This is a genomic window from Kribbella sp. NPDC104218 (assembly GCF_055584105.1).
In genome coordinates this window covers 1,627,708-1,643,784 of the sequence record NZ_JBVJMQ010000001.1, presented here as the reverse complement: position 1 = coordinate 1,643,784, position 16,077 = coordinate 1,627,708, and the positions used below count along the sequence as shown (strand labels likewise).

Genomic DNA, 16,077 nt, shown 5'->3' with positions numbered 1-16,077 from the left:
GCTGTGAATCCGGGCCGGACGGAACAGTCGAAAATGTGCTCGAAGAATCGAGTCCCGGCGGTTCCGAAAAAGTTTGCCCGGCGGCGGACAAATCGAGATCGAGGCGTGACCCGAAGGTCAGGTGCTCCGTTGGATCTGACGTGACGGTGAACACAAACGGCGCATCGTCACCGCGCTCGCCCGCGATTCTTTCCTCCGCCGACCATCCCTTGAGAAACATGCCAGGAGGACCAGTGACAACCGCCACCGCCACCCAGACCATCGAGCGCCGTCGCGTGCGGGTCTGGTTCGGTGAGCACGTGATCGCCGACTACAACGCCGAGCCGGCGTTGGCCGAGCGGTACGCCCACGCCATGAGCCGTCGGTTCGCCGGGCTCCGGGTCACCAACGAGCCGATGCCCAACGTCGACCGGCTCCCCGACCCCCTGCCCGGCGAGCGCATGTGGGACGTAGCACCCCGCTGAGAAAAACTCCCGGTGTCTTTCCGTCTCCGTTTCTCACCAGACAACCCACCCGGACGACGGCCGGCCGAGCACCTCACCTCGACCACGAAAGACACTGGTTCGGCGGGTAAGTGAGCGTTGGCGTTCTGCTCCTCACTTCCCCGCCGCTTTCTCCCCTGTAATGCGCCTGAGAAGAATTCCCGAAACACCTCCACGTCCGCACCGGACTCCTCAGCCCGGTGCGGGCGTTTTTCGTTGTCGCGACGGGGTCGCAGGTGCGTCGAACGGTTCACCGAACCATCACCTCGAAGACACCCGGGGAGGTGATGATCCGCGAGATTTCCCTTTGTCAGGAGGAAAAGATGGGGCACTCGCACGACCACGGTCATGGGCACGGCCACGGTCACGGACATGGGCACTCGCACGATCACGACCACCACCACCCGAACACCGAGCTGGACGCGTCGACGCTGGCCGCGCTGGACGAGTCGGTCCCGGACAGTGACCTGTCGCCGACCGAGGTGTCCCGCCGCGCGCTGCTCCGCTCGGCCGGCGTCCTCGGCGGTACGGCGGCGCTCGCGGTGACCGGCGCCCAGGTCGCGGCCGCGCACACACCCAAGGACGGCTGGGTCTTCGGCCACGGCAACCGCCCCAATGTCTGGCTGGCCGGCGACCACCACATCCACACCCAGCTCAGCTCCGACGGCCTGTACCGGGTGATCGACCAGGCCCGGCACGCGGCCGCGTTCGGCCTCGACTGGCTGGTCATCACCGACCACGGCGGCGCGACCCACGCCCGGATCGGCGTCGACCTGGTCAACCCGCAGATCAAGGCTGCCCGCGCCGAGCTCCGCGACACGCTGATCTTCCAGGGCCTGGAGTGGAACATCCCGGCCGCCGAGCACGGCACGATCTTCGTTGCGCCCGGCAACCGTGAGGTCGAGGTCCTGAAGCAGTTCGAGAACAGCTACGACGGCAACGTGAAGAACGCCGGCGCCAACACCCCGGTCAACGAGCAGCTCGCGGTCTCCGGCATCCAGTGGCTCGGCCAGCAGGTCGACAAGCGCCGCGTCGCCGACGCGCTGTTCCTGGCCAACCACCCGGCCCGCAACGGTATCGACAGCCCGCACGAGATCCGGAACTGGCGGGACGCCGACCCGCGGATCGCGGTCGGTTTCGAGGGCGCGCCCGGTCACCAGGCGGCCGGCCTGCCGAAGGGGATCGGCGGCGCCTCCGCCCGCGGCTTCTACGGCAACTCCCCGAACGCGAACTCGTTCCCGGCGTACCCGGCCGAGAGCTACCGCACCTGGGGCGGCTTCGACTGGATGACCGCCACCGTCGGCGGCCTCTGGGACAGCCTGCTCGCCGAGGGCAAGCCGTGGTGGATCAGCGCGAACTCCGACTCGCACGTGAACTGGAACGAGACTTCCCGGCGTCCGGACGGCTCCTCGCAGGAGCAGTTCGACCGTGACGGCCGGTACATGGACCCGGTCTACGGCAACCAGCTGAACTCCACCGCCGGCGACTTCTGGCCCGGCTTCTACAGCCGCACCCACGTCGGCTCCGACCGGCGCGACTACCTGTCGCTGATGGAGGGCCTGCGCAACGGCCGCGTCTGGGTCGACCACGGCATGCTCGTCAAGGGCGTCGAGGTCGAGGTCCGCGAGGTCGGCAAGCGGTACGGCGAACCGCTCGGCGGCGCGCTCGTCGTCCGGAAGGGCCGTCCGGTCGAGCTCGTCGTCCGGATCACCACGCAGACGATGCCGAACTGGGCGAACTTCGTCCCGGCGCTGAACCGCGTCGACGTCATCCAGGGCAAGGTGACCGGTCCGGTCAAGGATCGCGACACCTTCGCCGCGCCGCGGACGAAGGTCGTCCGGCAGTGGGACACCTCCGGCAAGCGCGGCACGTTCGAGCTGATCTACCCGCTCGGCCGGGTCGAGGAGGCGTCGTACGTCCGGGTCCGGGGTACGGACGGGAACCGCAGCCAGCCGGGTTACCACGGCGCGGCGATCGACCCGGCCGGCCCGGCGCTCGACGTGGTCGGCGACGCGGACCCGTGGATCGACCTGTGGTTCTACACGAACCCGATCTGGGTGCTGCCGAAGTGATCGTCGCCGTCGACGCGAACAGCAAGGACACGGCCGCGGCCGACCACTTGCTGTACGAGCTGCTCGCGGCCGTGGACCAGCCGGTCGTCGCCTGCACCCATATGGTTGCGGGCGGCGACCGCCCACACGTCGCGGTCTCGCTGACCAGCGCGGCCGACCTGGCCGACCCGATTCGCGCGGTGGTCGCGGATCGGGAGGCCGGTCTGGCCATCACCCGGCCGGGCGCGTCCCAGCCGGAGCTGGCCGGGCCGAGCCCGCTTGTCCGCGGTGCGTACGTCGCCGCGGTCGAAGCCGCACTCGGGACGGCGGGCCGCGTCGTCCGGTGGCCGGGTCATGAGCTGGGCCGCGGCGTCCTGCCGGCGGCCGAGCTGCGCACTCGGTGCGGGATCGACTACTTGGAAGCCGTCGGCGGCCTACCGATCACCGACGACAGCCTGGTCGACACGCTCGACTTCCTGCGCCCGGTCCGCCGGGAGGGCCAGCTGGTTCTGCAGCTCCAGCCGGCCGCCGGCAACGTGCTCATCCCGTTCGAGCTGCAGCACCAACAGAAGTGCTGCGCCGATCACTGAGCCCAGGCTTGGGAATCCTGCAGGACGTCGGGCAGCTCGCCGACCACGCCCAGACGCTGGGTGCAGCGGGTCAGTGCGACGTACAGATCGCGGAGGCCGCGGGGGGACTCGATGACGATCCCGTCCGGATCGACGACTAGGACGGAGTCGAACTCGAGCCCCTTCGCGTCGCGGGCGGTCAGCACGGTCACACCGCTCAGCCCGTCGACCGCCTCCTGGATCAGCTCCAGCCGGCTGCGTGAGGTGATGATGCCAACCGCGCCGTGCTGCGTCTCCTCGGAGGCCAGCTTGTAGACGTACAAGGCCTGATCGGCGGCCGGGATCTCCGCATGCCACGGCCGGACACCGGTCGAGCGGACCGAGCGCGCTGTCGTCGCGGCCGGGTCGACCTCGTGGAGTACGTCGTTCGCCAGCTCCATCACCTCGGCCGGTGTGCGGTAGTTCAGCGTCAGCTCGGCCAGGCGCCAGCGGTCGCCGAAGGTCTCACCGAGCGCACCCGACCAGCTCGTGCCGCCGCCGATCGCGCTGGTCTGCGCGACATCGCCGACGACCGTCATCGAGCGCAACGGGCAGCGGCGCGCGATCGCTCGCCACGCCATCGGCGACAACTCCTGCGCCTCGTCGACGATCACGTGGCCGTACGTCCAGCGCCGGTCGGCGCCGGCGCGCTCGGCCAGTGTGCGGTCGTCGTCCGCCTCGTAGCGCTCCGCGAGCATCTGCGCGTCGAGGATGTCCTTCGCGGTCAGCATCTCGGAGTCGTCGTCCTCGTCGAAGTCGGTCGAGCCGGAGCCGGACAGCACGTCCAGAGCGCCTTGGGCGTAAGCGACCGCGCGCGCCCGGGCGGCTCGCTCCCGCGCGGCTTCGGTGCCGTCGTCGCCGAGCAGCTCGGCTGCTTCGTCGAGCAGCGGGACGTCGGCCGGGCTCCAGTCGGCGCCATACCGGAGGAGGTGCTCGCGGTCGAGCTCGCTGAGCTGCGGCGCGGCTTCGGCGAGCCGCTGCTCATCGCCGTACAGGTCTTCGAGGAGTTGTTGCGGGCTGAGCTGCGGCCAAAGCTGGTCGAGCAGCGCGTGCACGGTCGGCTCGGCGAGGATCTCCTTGCGCAGCTCGGCCAGGTCGTACTCGTCGAGCAGATTCTCCCCGTCCAACGGGTCGGTGCCGATCAGGTCGGAGTACTGGTTGGTGAGCCAGTCGATCAGCTCGGTGATGAAGAACGGCCGCGCCTGGTTGTGGGTGAGGTTACGACTGCGGGCCCGGTCTCGCGCGGCTTCGACGTACGCCGGGTCGACGGTCAGCGTCGTCCGGTCGACGCGCAGCTCGACGGGCTCGGCCGGGACCCACTGCCGATCGGCGACCGCCTTCGCGATCACGTCGGCCATCACCGCGCGGCCCTTGACCGCCGCGCTCTCCGGCGCTTCGGGCCGGGTCGCGGTCAGGCCGGGGTACAGCTCGGCGATCGTGACCAGGCGGACGCCGTCCTCTCCGAGTGACGGGAGCACCTGGCCGATGAATCGCAGGAATGCCGCATTCGGCCCGACGACCAGAATTCCGCGCTTTTCCAGTTGTTCGCGATGGGTGTAGAGCAGATAAGCCGCGCGATGGAGCGCGATCGCGGTTTTCCCGGTACCCGGACCGCCCTGGACGACGAGAATTCCGGGCAGCTCGGAGCGGATGATCCGGTCCTGGTCGGCCTGGATGGTCTGGACGATCGACTCCATCCGGCCGGTCCGGCGGGCGTCCAGCGCCTTCAGCAGGACGGCCTCGCCGATCACGCCCGTCCCCGGTTTCGAGGGGTCGGCGGCCTCCCGGCCGAGGTCGAGCTGCTCGTCCTGGACGTCGATCACGCGGCGCAACCGGGTCTGGATGTGCCGGCGCCGGACGACGCCCTGGTTCGCCACGGCGGTCGCGATGTAGAACGGGCGCGCGGCGGGCGCGCGCCAGTCGATCAGGAGCGGTTCGTAGTCGGCGTCGTGCAGCCCGAGCCGGCCGATGTGCAGCACCTCGCCGTCGGCGGCGTCCAGGCGGCCGAAGTACAGGCCCTCCTCGGCGCGGTTCAGCCTCGACAGCCGGCTGTCGAGGTTGCGGATCCGGTGGTCGCGCTGGTTCAGGGCCTGCGCGTTCCGGGTGCTGATCAGGAGTTCGTCCGCCGTGCGCCGCTCGGTCTTCGCGCGCTCGTCGTCGAGCGCGGCGTAGAACGTGCTGAGATGCGCTTGTTCGGCATCGACCGGATTCGGCAATTCCAACCCCTTGTGATAAAATGCGGCTGTATTGGCTCCCGAATGCATTTCGGTGGCAGCCACAAATCCATGAGTTTATCTGCTCGCTCTCTTTTTTCGTAGGCCCGGTCTAAGCTTCGTGGCTGTGAAGCCCTGGCTCTGGATCGCGAACGCGGCGGTCACGCTGCTGGTCACGGCCGCGATCGTGCTGCAGCTGGTCGACGCGGCCTCGCCGGACGACCGCTGCGGGCCGTATTGCGATCCGCATGGCTACGTGCTGATCTTCGTCGGCTTCCCGTCCGTTTTCGGCGCGGCGTTCGCGCTGGTCGCTGCCGGGCTGTTGATCGCGCGGAACCGGCTCGGGCTGTGGTTCGCGCTGCTCGTCGCCGGCGGCTGCGCGCTGGAGCTGCTGTTGTTGTCGGAGCTGCTGTCGAGCGTGCTGATCGTCGCGGTCGGGGTGGCGGTCACGGCCGGCGTCGTGCTCGCCGTGCTCGGGCTGGCGAAGCCCGCCGCGCCGCGCTACCGGCTCCCGGAGCCGCCGTACCCGGCGGGTTGACCTCAAGGGTTGTTGAGGTATTAGCGTCGCTGGTCGTGACTGTGCATCCGCTTCGGCTGGCCGTGCTGACCCGCAACCTCGAACCCGGGCGGTTCGGGACCGTGGTCACCCGCTGGTTCGAGCACACCGCCGAACAGGCCGACGAGTTCAAACCCGACCTGATCGACCTCAGCGCCGTCCCGCACCCCGAGCTCGCCGATCGGATCGACGAGGCGGACGCCGTCGTCATCGTCACCGCCGAGTACAACCACGCCTACCCCGGTGACCTGAAGACCGCGATCGACGCCGTCCGCCGCCCCTGGTACGCCAAACCCGTCGCCTTCGTCGTCTACGGCGGCCGCTCCGGCGGCCTCCGCGCCGCCGAACAACTCCGCCTCGTCTTCGCCGAACTCCACGCCGTCACCACCCGCGACACCCTCACCTTCCAAGAAACCGACTTCACCCCCACCGGCCACCCCACCAACCCCACCACCCACCCCGCCGCCACCGCCCTCCTCACCCAACTCGCCTGGTGGGCCCGCCCCCTCCGCGAAGCCCGATCCCATTCCCCCTACCCGTCCTAGTACGCCGGCTGCGGGCCCCACCCACCCCGCCCCCGCCTCCCACGCATGCCCACGCCCCTCCCGCTGCCCTACGTGCCCTCCGCCTTGCCCTCCCCGGCCGCCCGCTCGCGTTCGCCGTCGCGGCCGGGCCGTTCGTCCGGCTCGCCAATCCAGCGGCCGCAGAGGAGTTCCCGCAAGCCGACCCGGCCCGAGGTCACCAGCTGTCCGTCGTCCGCCGCCAGCCGTTCCGGGGCGACGCCAGCCGCGTCTGCGGTCCGCCGCTTGGCGTCTGTTCCCCGTCGGCGGCAGTCCGCACTCCCGTCGTGTGCAACACGCCGTCGGCGTGGAATAGGTGTGGGGGTGGGGTGGTTGGGGGTGGTGTGAGCAGCGAAGCTTTGCCTTTGTCCGTGCTTGATTTGTCGCCGGTGCCTAGTGGGACGGCGCCTTCGGCGGCGTTGCACGAGACGTTGGAGTTGGCGCGGGTGGCGGAGGCTGCGGGGTATGCGCGGTTCTGGCTGGCTGAGCATCACAATCTGCCGAGTGTGGCGAGTTCGACGCCTGAGGTGATGATCGCGGCGGTGGCGGGGGTGACGTCGACGATTCGGGTGGGCGCCGGCGGGATCATGTTGCCGAACCATTCGCCGTTGAAGGTGGCGGAGACGTTCCGGGTGCTGGCGGGGCTGTTCCCGGATCGGATCGACCTCGGGCTGGGGCGCGCGCCGGGGACCGACCAGCGGACGGCGCTCGCGCTGCGGCGGAGCCGGGAGGCGCTCGGCGCCGATGACTTCACCGAGCAGTACGCCGAGCTGCGCGCGTACGCCGAGGGTTTCCCGGCCGGGCACCCGTTCGAGCCGATTTCCGCGCAGCCGTCCGACGTACCGCTCCCGCCGGTCTGGATCCTCGGTTCGAGCACGTACGGCGGGCAGGCCGCGGCCGCGCTCGGGACGGGGTTCGCGTACGCCGGTCACTTCGGCACACTCGACCCGGCCGGCGTGATCTCGGCGTACAAGACGAACTACAAGCACTTCGAGCACGAGACCGAGCCACGCGCGATCCTGGCGCTGGCCGCGATCGTCGGCGAGACCGAGGAACGCGCCCAGCAGCTCGCCGAGGCGAACGCGCTGTCGATGCTCCGCCTGCGCTCCGGCCGTCCCGGTCCGCTCCCCTCCCCCGAAGAAGCCGCCGCCCACTCGTGGAGCGAAGGCGAGCGGGCCGCCGTCGAAGAGTGGGCCGGCCTGGTCTCCGTCGGCACCGCCGACCAGGTGGCCGCCGACCTCCGCCGCCGCGCCAACCGCGCCGGCGCCGACGAGGTCATCGTGACCACGCACATCCACAACCCGGCCGAGCGCCGCGAGTCTGTCCAGGCCCTCGCGAAGGCCTGGGGTCTCACACCCCGCTGAGGTCGGTCCGCCCGCCGCGGACGTGTTCGAAGATGAGGCTGGTCTCGGCGTGAGCCACGGCCGGGTCGGCGGTCAGGTGGTCGAGGACGAACTCGCGGAGGGCGTCGGGCGTCGCGGCGGCGACGTGCAGCAGGTAGTCGTTCGCGCCGCTGACATGGAAGAGCGACAACACCCCCGGTAGCGCCGGGACTTTCGCGCGGAAGCGGTCGATCTCGTCCCGCGAGTGCGCCCCGATCCGGATCGCGATCAGCGCCTGCAGCGGCTGCCCGAGCGCGCCCAGATCCACATCGGCGTGGAAGCCGCGGATGACGCCGCGCTCACGCAGCGACCGGACGCGGGTCAGACACGTCGACGGCGCGATCCCGGTCGCCTCGGCGAGCGCGTTGTTCGGCATCCGCCCGTCGACGGCGAGCAGCCGGACCAGCTCCCGATCCACCTCGTCGAGACCGCTCGCCGGCACGGCCCGAGGGGCCGGTCCGGGGCTCCGACGATCCTTCGGCATGAGACCACTGTAGAGCGCGACCACAGAATCCACAGCGTGTGGACAGGCCTGTGGACGAATTTTCTTCGGAACTCTTGCCCACAATCTGCAGAAGATTCCAAACTCTGTGTCACCAAAACCTGTGGATAACTCGCCCGGGAGGCTCGCCATGACCCAGCTCGACACCCGCTCGGTGCACGCCGGTCGCGATGACCTGACCGCGCTCGGCGTCCACGTCCCGCCGATCGACCTGTCGACGACTTATCCGCTCCCCGACGTCCACACCGGCGGGGCGTCGTACGACGCGCTGGCGCAGGGCAACGGCCCGGACGGCGGCAGCCTCGTCTACCAGCGGCTGTGGAACCCGACCGTGGCTCGCTTCGAGGAGGCGCTCGCCGAGCTCGAGCACACCGACGGCGCGGTCGCGTTCGGCTCCGGCATGGCAGCGCTGGCCGCCTGCCTGCTCGGTACGGTCGCTGTCGGTAAGCCGCACGTGGTCGCCGTCCGGCCGCTGTACGGCGGCAGCGACCACCTGTTATCCACAGGCCTCCTGGGGACAACTGTCAGCTGGGTCGCCGTCGACGAGATCGCCGCGGCGGTGCGGCCCGACACCGGTCTGGTGATCGTCGAGACCCCGGCCAACCCGACGCTCGAGCTGGTCGACATCGCCGCCGTGGTCCGGCAGGCGGGCGACGTACCGGTGCTGGTGGACAGCACTTTCGCGACTCCGGTGTTGCAGCAGCCGGCCCGGCACGGGGCGAGCCTCGTGTTGCACTCGGCAACGAAGTACCTGGGCGGCCACGGCGACGTCATGGGCGGCGTCGTCGCGGGCTCCAGGGAATGGGTCGGCCGGCTTCGGCAGATCCGCGCGGTGACAGGTGGCCTGCTGCACCCGCTGGCGGCGTACGAACTGCACAGGGGACTGCAGACGCTGCCGGTGCGCGTGCGGGCGCAGCAGGCCACCGCTGCGAAGGTGGCCGACTGGCTGTGCGCGCAGCCGGCCGTCGAGCAGGTCTACTACCCGGGGCTGTCCGACCCGCAGGAGCTGATCGGGCGCCAGCAGTCCGGGCCGGGGGCGGTCGTCGCGTTCACGGTCGCGGGCGGTTACGAGGCCGCCGCTCAGGTGGCCGGCTCGCTCCGGCTCATCACCCACGCGGTGTCCCTCGGTGGCGTCGACACCCTGATCCAGCACCCGGCGGCCCTCACGCACCGCCTGGTCGCTGCCGACGCCAAACCCTCCGACGCGCTGCTCCGGCTCTCCCTCGGCCTCGAGGACCCGGAGGACCTCACGGCCGATCTGCTGCAGGCGTTCAGCCAGGCACTGCGACCGGTCGGGTAAGGACCCGGTCGACGATCCCGTACTCCTGGGCGGCCTCCGGCGTGAACCAGCGGTCGCGATCGAAGTCCGTGGTGATCCGTTCGAGCGGCTGGCCGGTCCGCTCGGCGATCAGCTGCGCCAGGTCCGCCCGGGCCTTGATCGCCTGCTCGGCCTGGACCTTGATGTCACTCGCCGTCCCACCCATCCCGCCGGTGGGCTGATGCATCATGATCCGCGCGTGCGGCAGGGCGAACCGCTTCCCCGGCGTACCGCAGGTCAGCAGCACCTGACCCATCGAGGCGACCAGGCCCATCCCGTACGTCGCGACGTCGTTGCTGATGAAGTTCATCGTGTCGTAGATCGCCAGCCCGGCGGAGACGGAGCCGCCGGGTGAGTTGATGTAGAGCGAGATGTCGGCCCGCGGGTCCTCGGCGTTCAGCAGTAACAGCTGGGCGCAGAGGGCGTTCGCGTTCTCGTCCTTGAGTTCGTCGCCCAGTACGAGGATGCGCTGCCACATCAGTCGCTCGTAGACGTTCTTGTTCGGTAGTTCGCTCATGCTCTCCAGCCTGCGGGCGGCCGGACCGATCGGGCCCGGGAATCTGCCCGTGGCAGATCTGCCCACCGCAGAGCCCCCGCGGATGGCACACTCGGTACAGGACATCGGAGCCGAGGAGGGCCACACGTGCTGTTACGCGAGGTGATCGGGAACGTCTTCCGGCGGCTGCGGCGTGAGCGCGGGATCACCCTGCGCGAGCTGGCCGAGCGGGCCCAGGTGTCCGTGCCCTACTTGTCCGAGATCGAGCGCGGCCGCAAGGAGCCCTCGTCGGAGATCCTCGCCGCGATCTGCCGCGGCCTTGAGCTGGAGCTGACCGACCTGCTGACCGAGGTCCAGTTCGACCTCGCCACCGCCGTCCGCTCGACGCTCCCGATCCGGCTGCAGACGACGTCCATCCGGGTCGAGCAGTCGGCTCCGCGCCAGGTCGGCACCCCAACGGCGTACTCCGCCTTCGCATTGGTCGCTTAGTTGGTGAACTGGTACTCGAACCCGTCCGCGCGGGCGTGGCGGACGACGCCTGCTCCCGCGGATGTGCTCGCGTTCCATCAGAGCCTGCCGGCGTACCGGCCGACTCCGCTGACACCGGTGCCGGCGCTGGCGGCCGAGCTGGGCGTGGGCCGGGTGCTGGTGAAGGACGAGTCCTCGCGGCTCGGGCTGCCCGCGTTCAAGGCGCTCGGCGCGTGGTGGGCGATCCACCGCAAGCTGCGCGAGCGGCCGGGCCCGGCCGAGCTGGTGACGGCGACCGACGGCAACCACGGCCGGGCGGTCGCCCGGCGCGCGTCGATGCTGTCGCTGCCGGCGCAGATCTTCGTCCCGGACGTCGTCCCGGAGAGCGCGATCGCGGCGATCCGGTCCGAGGGGGCGACGGTGACCGTCGTCCCGGATTCGTACGACGCCGCGGTCGCCGAGGCGGCGGCGTACGCCGGGGACGACCGGCTGCTGATCCAGGATTCGGCCTGGCCGGGGTACGAGGTCGTGCCGCAGTGGATCGTCGACGGGTACTCGACGCTGTTCCGCGAGATCGAGGAGCCGGCCGACCTGGTCGTCGTCCCGATGGGCGTCGGGTCGATCGCGCAGGCGGCCGTCACGCACTACCGCAGTACGGAGGCGGCCCCGATGCTGCTCGGCGTCGAGCCGGAGGTGGCGTCCTGCGTGACGACGAGCCTGCTGGCCGGTGAGCTGATGAGTATCCCGACCTCGAAGACGGTGATGGGCGGGCTGAACTGCGGGACGCCGTCCGCGCTCGCCTGGCCGGTGTTGCAGGCGGGCCTCGATCATGCCGTGACGGTCGCGGACGACGCGGCGCTGCAGGCCTCGGCCGATCTGGCCGCGGGCGGCGTCACCTCGGGGCCGAGCGGCGCCGCCACGCTGGCGGGGTTGCGCGCGGCGCGCGAGCGGCTGCCGCTCGATTCGGGCAGCACGGTCGTGTTGATCAGTACCGCGGCGGCGTCGTAAATCAGGTTCGCCAGGCGTGATTGCGGCCTAGCCTGAGGCGCATGTTCGTCAAACGCCGTCCGCCGGCCGAGGCCGGATCGATCGCGGATGTCCTGCGGATGGCCGAGTCCGAGGTGCGCTTCTACCGGGAGATCGCGCCGGAGCTCGGCGTCCGGGTCCCGGCCTGCTACCGCGCGGAGATCGGTCCCGAGGGATCGTTGCTGGAGTTGGAGGATCTGTCGGACTGGCGGCTCGGCGGTGAGCCGGCCGCCGTCGCGCGGGTGCTCCGCACGCTCCACACGACCGCGCCGGCGCCCGAGCGTTGGCCGTGGTTGCGCTCCCTCGACGCCGGGAACGACCTGGTCGCCCGCCTGTACGACGACACCTGGCCGCAGCTCGCTGCCCGCGCCGACCTGTCGTCCGACGTCCGTGACCTGGGTGAGCGGTTGGTCGGTCAGGTTGTCGCCGTCGAGCAGCAGCTGTTCGACGCCGGGCCGCTGACCGTCGTCCACGGGGACGCCGCGGCGCAGAACATCCGGACGTCGCCGTCCGGTGAAATCGCCTTACTGGACTGGGAAGACGTGTCGGCGGCGCCCGGCGTCCTCGATCTGGCCTGGTTCCTGCTGTCGTCGGTCGAGCCCGCGCGCTGGGCCGAACCCCTGGACGCCTACGGTCCAGTCGACGGTCTGATCACTGCGCTGCCGTCGATCGTGGTGCAAGGATTTCTGAGCATGGCCGACTGGCCTGAGGGCTCCCCCGAAGCATCTGGGTGGAACGGACGGCTTGCGGCCGCGGGAGGGTTGCTATGAGTGTCGACCTGGTAGTGCGTTTCCCCGTCGACGACCAAGAGCTTTCGGCCTTGCACGGCTTGGCTTTCGGTAGCCCGACGGTCCTACAGCCCTGGGCCGACCGCTTGGCCCGCTGGGCCCTCACCTGGATCGGTGCCTTCAGCAACGATCAACTGATCGGCTTCGTCCAGGTCTGCTGGGACGGCGGCGCACACGCCTTCCTCCTCGACACCGCCGTCCACCCGGAGCACGGCCGGCAAGGAATCGGTAACCGGCTCGTCCAAGCCGCAGCCGCCGAGGCGAAGGCCGCCGGCTGCGAATGGCTCCACGTCGACTTCGAACCGCACCTGACCCCGTTCTACCTGGAATCCTGCGGCTTCCGCCCGACCGACGCCGGGCTACTGCAGCTGCGGTGACGTGGGGGTGCGAACCGCCACGCCATCACAATCGCGGCCGAGCGGCGCCCGCACGCGGCAGGTCGGTGCTGATCGTCAAATGTGATGGCCTGCAGGTCCGGCATTCGCGGCGATGCCGGCGGTGAAGATCGAGAGGGCGGCTTCGAAGCCGGAGTCGAAGTCGTAGGCGAGACCCTCGGGGCCTAGCTCGCTGACGACGCGGACCAGGGTGGGAGCTTTGCCTGGTGGGAGTTCGGCTGTTCGGGTCAGCAGGTCGGGGGCGAGGTCGAAGGTGTCGGCGCGGACCGAGACCTCGCCGAGCAGGAAGCCGTGGATGAAGTCGACCAGGGTGTTGACCGCCTCGACGATCTGTCGCGGCGACAGCCCGCCGCGGTCGAGCGCGCGGTAGAACGGCTCGACCGTCACGACGACCACGGCCGAGACGGCCGAGGTGTCGGAGAGGACCTGTAGCGCGAGATTCGGGTGGGCCCGCAGGGCGTTCCGGTACGCGCGGGCGGCGTCCTTCAGCTGGTCGGGCCACGGGACGGCGTCGCCCGGGTCCGGGATCTCGAGCCCGGCGAAGACCAGCTCGGCCAGCCCCGCGAGGACGGCGGCCTTGTTCGGCAGGTGGTGGTAGAGCGACATCGGGTTCACCCCGAGCGTCGCCGCCAGTCGGCGCATCGTCAGCGCGTCGATGCCCTCGTCGTCGACGATCCGCAGCGCCGCGGTGAGGATCGCCTCCCGGCTCAGCCGCTCCTCCCCCGCCCGGGGCCTGCCGGAGCGCTTGCCGGGATTAACCATACGTCGTATGGTACATAACCATACAACGTATGGAAAGGATCGAGTGATGAAGTCGTTGGCGGGGAAAGTGGCACTGGTGACCGGCGGCAGCCGCGCGGCCGGCCGGGGGATCGCGGTCGAGCTGGGCGCCGCGGGCGCGACCGTGTACGTCACCGGTCGGACCACCCGCACGAGCCGGTCGGAGATGAACCGTCCGGAGACGATCGAGGAGACCGCCGAGCTGGTCGACCAGGCGGGCGGCCGCGGCATCGCCGTCCAGGTGGATCATCTCGACCCGGCCCAGGTGCAGGCGCTGATCGAGCGGATCGAGCGTGAGCAGGGCGCGCTGCACATCCTGGTGAACGACATCTGGGGGCAGTTCGGCGAACCCGAGTGGGACAAGACCGTCTGGGAGAGCGACCTGGCGGCCGGCCTGCACCTGATGCGCCTCGGCGTCGACACGCACGCGATCACCAGCCACTTCGCGCTCCCGCTGCTGATCAAGACACCCGGCGGCCTGGTTGTCGAGATGACTGACGGCACCGACGAGTACAACGCCGACAACTACCGCGTCTCATTCTTCTACGACGTGGCCAAGGGCGCCGTCAGCCGGATGGCCTTCGCCTTGGCGCACGAGCTCGACAAGTACGACGCCACCGCCGTCCTCCTCACGCCCGGCTGGCTCCGCTCCGAAGCGATGCTCGAGCACTACGGCGTCACCGAGGAGACCTGGCGCGACGCGACCGAGAAGGTTCCACACTTCGCGATTTCCGAGAGCCCCTCGTACGTCGGACGCGCGGTGGCCGCGCTTGCCGCCGACCCCGACGTCCGGCGCTGGAACGGCAAATCCACCTCCAGCGGCGACCTCGCGAAGCTCTACGACTTCACCGACCTCGACGGCAGCCGCCCCGACGCCTGGCGCTACATCGTCGAGGTCGAGCAACCCGGTAAGCCGGCCGACACCACCGGCTACCGCTGAATCCGCTCCGCCAACTGACCTAGCACCCGGACGACGGTCGCGACGTCCCTGGCCGGGAGATCACCGAACAGCTCCTCGGCCAGGCGCGCCGATTCGGCGTCCATCCGATTCGCGGCCGCGCTGCCCTTCCGCGTCGGCCGCACCAGGAACGCCCGCCGATCCTCGGCGTGTGCCGTCCGCGTGACGAACCCCGTCCGCTCCAGCGCGTCGACCAAAGTCGTCACGTTCCGCGGCGTCACCACTAGCCGATCCGCCAGCTCCCGCTGCGTCAACGGCCCATGCCGCGCGACCTGCCACAGCGCCGTCGCCCGCGCCCGCGTCAACCCACGCTCGGCCAGCCCTCGCGCCATGTCCTCGGCCATCAGGATCGACACCTCGAACAGCCGATCCAGCGCTTCCCGCTCCACTGGTGTACTACGCTCATTGTGTACCATATTCACTAAATCCTAGTGAACGGAGCCGCCGATGACAACGACCACCGCCAACGTGGATCTCCTCCGCACCCTCTACCAGCTCCTCGAAGCCGGCGACCTCGACCAGGCCGTCGAACACCTCACCGAGGACTTCATCGCCAACCAGCCCGGCCGCCCCACCCCCGCCATCGGCCGCGCCGCCTGGAAACAAGGCGCCCAAGCCATGCTCTCCGCCTTCCCCGACCTCCACATCACCATCGACGAGATCTTCGCCCACGAGGACCGAGTCGTCGTCCGCCTCCACTTCACCGGCACCCACCGAGCCCCCTTCCTCGACATCCCCCCGACCAACCGCCCCGTCACCTTCACCAGCCTCGAGCTCTACCGCCTCACCAACACCAAAGTCGCCGAAGAATGGGTAGCCCCCGACCTCCTCGGCCTGATGGCCCAACTCACCCGATGAGCATCCAGGTGGCGAGGGTGGTCATGAGGAGGGCTATGGCGGTGTCGAGGAGTTGCCAGGCGCGGGGGCGGGTGAAGAGGGGGGAGAGGTGGCGGGAGAGGAAGCCGAGGGCGGTGAACCAGGTGAAGGAGGCGGTGATGGCGCCGAGGGCGTAGAGCCAGCGGGCGGAGGGGCCGTGCTGGTTGGCGAGGGAGCCGAGGAGGACGACGGTGTCGAGGTAGACGTGGGGGTTGAGGAAGGTGAAGGCGAGGCAGGTGAGGAGGGCGGTGCGGAGGGGGACGGCGGTGGTGGCGGGGGTGGTGGTGAGGGCGGTGGGGGAGAGGGCTCGGCGGGCGGCCAGGGCGGCGTAGGCGTAGAGGAAGGCGGCGCCGGCGTACTTGGTGATGGTGACGGCGATCGGGGTCTGGGTGATGAGGACGCCGAGGCCGGCGATGCCGGTGGCGATCAGGAGGGCGTCGGACAGGGCGCAGATGAGGACGATGGGGACGACGTGCTCACGGCGGAGGCCCTGGCGGAGGACGAAGGCGTTCTGGGCGCCGATGGCGACGATCAGGGTGAGGGCCGTGGCGAAGCCGGTGAGGGCGGTCATGGGACGACGGTAGGAACTGGCGCGGGATCAGGCCAGCTAAAGATTCT

19 protein-coding genes are annotated in these 16,077 nt (G+C 70.1%); 13 read left to right on the top strand and 6 right to left on the bottom strand.

The genetic code is table 11. The features are described from left to right. Nucleotides 1–233 precede the first annotated feature (233 nt). The 3 genes from ACZ6ZD_RS07850 (at nt 234) to ACZ6ZD_RS07840 (ending at nt 3,123) form a co-directional block, all read left to right on the top strand. Nucleotides 234–464 carry a hypothetical protein gene (locus ACZ6ZD_RS07850; protein WP_465669506.1) on the top strand — a complete coding sequence of 77 codons (231 nt, stop codon included), beginning with the start codon at nt 234–236 and terminating at the stop codon, nt 462–464. Between the two features lie 341 nt (nt 465–805). After that, nucleotides 806–2,554, top strand: a complete 1,749-nt coding sequence (locus tag ACZ6ZD_RS07845) for a histidinol-phosphatase (protein ID WP_465669503.1) — start codon at nt 806–808, stop codon at nt 2,552–2,554. Continuing rightward, nucleotides 2,515–3,123 (top strand): hypothetical protein, encoded by a 609-nt coding sequence (locus ACZ6ZD_RS07840; RefSeq protein WP_465669498.1) that lies wholly within the window; start codon nt 2,515–2,517, stop codon nt 3,121–3,123. The genes ACZ6ZD_RS07845 and ACZ6ZD_RS07840 overlap by 40 nt, the downstream gene beginning before the upstream one ends. On the opposite strand, the gene ACZ6ZD_RS07835 is transcribed toward ACZ6ZD_RS07840, so the two are convergent. Then, entirely contained in the window at nt 3,117–5,357 is a 2,241-nt protein-coding gene (locus tag ACZ6ZD_RS07835; RefSeq protein WP_465669496.1) for a HelD family protein, read from the bottom strand. The two genes, ACZ6ZD_RS07840 and ACZ6ZD_RS07835, sit on opposite strands and share 7 nt — an antisense overlap. Nucleotides 5,358–5,481: 124 nt before the next feature. On the opposite strand from ACZ6ZD_RS07835, the gene ACZ6ZD_RS07830 reads away from it, so the two are divergent. The 3 genes from ACZ6ZD_RS07830 to ACZ6ZD_RS07820 all read left to right on the top strand — a co-directional run bounded on the left by ACZ6ZD_RS07830 (nt 5,482) and on the right by ACZ6ZD_RS07820 (nt 7,834). Beyond that, nucleotides 5,482–5,892: a hypothetical protein gene (locus ACZ6ZD_RS07830; protein WP_465669494.1), complete on the top strand. Its 411-nt coding sequence runs from the start codon at nt 5,482–5,484 to the stop codon at nt 5,890–5,892. 35 nt (nt 5,893–5,927) lie between these two features. Then, on the top strand, nt 5,928–6,455 hold the full coding sequence (locus ACZ6ZD_RS07825; protein WP_465669492.1) for an NADPH-dependent FMN reductase: 528 nt from the start codon (nt 5,928–5,930) through the stop codon (nt 6,453–6,455). 386 nt (nt 6,456–6,841) lie between these two features. Beyond that, entirely contained in the window at nt 6,842–7,834 is a 993-nt protein-coding gene (locus ACZ6ZD_RS07820) for an LLM class flavin-dependent oxidoreductase (protein ID WP_465669490.1), read from the top strand. Here the strand turns inward: ACZ6ZD_RS07820 and ACZ6ZD_RS07815 are convergent. Then, nucleotides 7,821–8,336, bottom strand: a complete 516-nt coding sequence (locus ACZ6ZD_RS07815) for an Lrp/AsnC family transcriptional regulator (RefSeq protein WP_465669488.1) — start codon at nt 8,334–8,336, stop codon at nt 7,821–7,823. The two genes, ACZ6ZD_RS07820 and ACZ6ZD_RS07815, sit on opposite strands and share 14 nt — an antisense overlap. A gap of 148 nt (nt 8,337–8,484) precedes the next feature. On the opposite strand from ACZ6ZD_RS07815, the gene ACZ6ZD_RS07810 reads away from it, so the two are divergent. Next, nucleotides 8,485–9,654 (top strand): trans-sulfuration enzyme family protein, encoded by a 1,170-nt coding sequence (locus ACZ6ZD_RS07810; protein WP_465669486.1) that lies wholly within the window; start codon nt 8,485–8,487, stop codon nt 9,652–9,654. On the opposite strand, the gene ACZ6ZD_RS07805 is transcribed toward ACZ6ZD_RS07810, so the two are convergent. Beyond that, a complete protein-coding gene (locus tag ACZ6ZD_RS07805) occupies nt 9,626–10,189 on the bottom strand; it encodes a ClpP family protease (RefSeq protein WP_465669484.1) in 564 nt (187 codons plus the stop codon). The genes ACZ6ZD_RS07810 and ACZ6ZD_RS07805 overlap by 29 nt on opposite strands. A gap of 126 nt (nt 10,190–10,315) precedes the next feature. Here ACZ6ZD_RS07805 and ACZ6ZD_RS07800 point away from each other — a divergent pair, with 126 nt between their 5' ends. Genes ACZ6ZD_RS07800 through ACZ6ZD_RS07785 form a run of 4 tightly spaced genes read left to right on the top strand, consistent with a single transcriptional unit; the run spans nt 10,316 to nt 12,827 of the window. Continuing rightward, entirely contained in the window at nt 10,316–10,657 is a 342-nt protein-coding gene (locus ACZ6ZD_RS07800; RefSeq protein WP_465669482.1) for a helix-turn-helix domain-containing protein, read from the top strand. Between the two features lie 3 nt (nt 10,658–10,660). After that, the gene (locus ACZ6ZD_RS07795) at nt 10,661–11,644 is read left to right on the top strand and encodes a pyridoxal-phosphate dependent enzyme (protein ID WP_465669480.1); all 984 of its coding nucleotides are present in this window, start codon (nt 10,661–10,663) and stop codon (nt 11,642–11,644) included. Between the two features lie 41 nt (nt 11,645–11,685). Further along, nucleotides 11,686–12,432, top strand: coding sequence for a phosphotransferase family protein (locus ACZ6ZD_RS07790; RefSeq protein ID WP_465669478.1), 747 nt, complete (start codon nt 11,686–11,688; stop codon nt 12,430–12,432). After that, nucleotides 12,429–12,827, top strand: coding sequence for a GNAT family N-acetyltransferase (locus ACZ6ZD_RS07785; protein WP_465669476.1), 399 nt, complete (start codon nt 12,429–12,431; stop codon nt 12,825–12,827). Before ACZ6ZD_RS07790 ends, ACZ6ZD_RS07785 begins: the two co-directional genes overlap by 4 nt. A gap of 75 nt (nt 12,828–12,902) precedes the next feature. On the opposite strand, the gene ACZ6ZD_RS07780 is transcribed toward ACZ6ZD_RS07785, so the two are convergent. Beyond that, a complete protein-coding gene (locus ACZ6ZD_RS07780; RefSeq protein ID WP_465669474.1) occupies nt 12,903–13,607 on the bottom strand; it encodes a TetR/AcrR family transcriptional regulator in 705 nt (234 codons plus the stop codon). 46 nt (nt 13,608–13,653) lie between these two features. Between ACZ6ZD_RS07780 and ACZ6ZD_RS07775 the strand changes: the two genes are divergently transcribed. Then, nucleotides 13,654–14,565 (top strand): SDR family oxidoreductase, encoded by a 912-nt coding sequence (locus ACZ6ZD_RS07775; RefSeq protein WP_465669472.1) that lies wholly within the window; start codon nt 13,654–13,656, stop codon nt 14,563–14,565. Here ACZ6ZD_RS07775 and ACZ6ZD_RS07770 read toward each other — a convergent pair. Beyond that, on the bottom strand, nt 14,556–14,972 hold the full coding sequence (locus ACZ6ZD_RS07770) for a MarR family winged helix-turn-helix transcriptional regulator (protein ID WP_465669470.1): 417 nt from the start codon (nt 14,970–14,972) through the stop codon (nt 14,556–14,558). The two genes, ACZ6ZD_RS07775 and ACZ6ZD_RS07770, sit on opposite strands and share 10 nt — an antisense overlap. Nucleotides 14,973–15,030: 58 nt before the next feature. Here ACZ6ZD_RS07770 and ACZ6ZD_RS07765 point away from each other — a divergent pair, with 58 nt between their 5' ends. Then, nucleotides 15,031–15,441, top strand: a complete 411-nt coding sequence (locus tag ACZ6ZD_RS07765; RefSeq protein WP_465669468.1) for an ester cyclase — start codon at nt 15,031–15,033, stop codon at nt 15,439–15,441. On the opposite strand, the gene ACZ6ZD_RS07760 is transcribed toward ACZ6ZD_RS07765, so the two are convergent. Further along, entirely contained in the window at nt 15,431–16,030 is a 600-nt protein-coding gene (locus ACZ6ZD_RS07760) for a LysE/ArgO family amino acid transporter (protein WP_465669466.1), read from the bottom strand. The genes ACZ6ZD_RS07765 and ACZ6ZD_RS07760 overlap by 11 nt on opposite strands. Between the last annotated feature and the right edge of the window lie 47 nt (nt 16,031–16,077).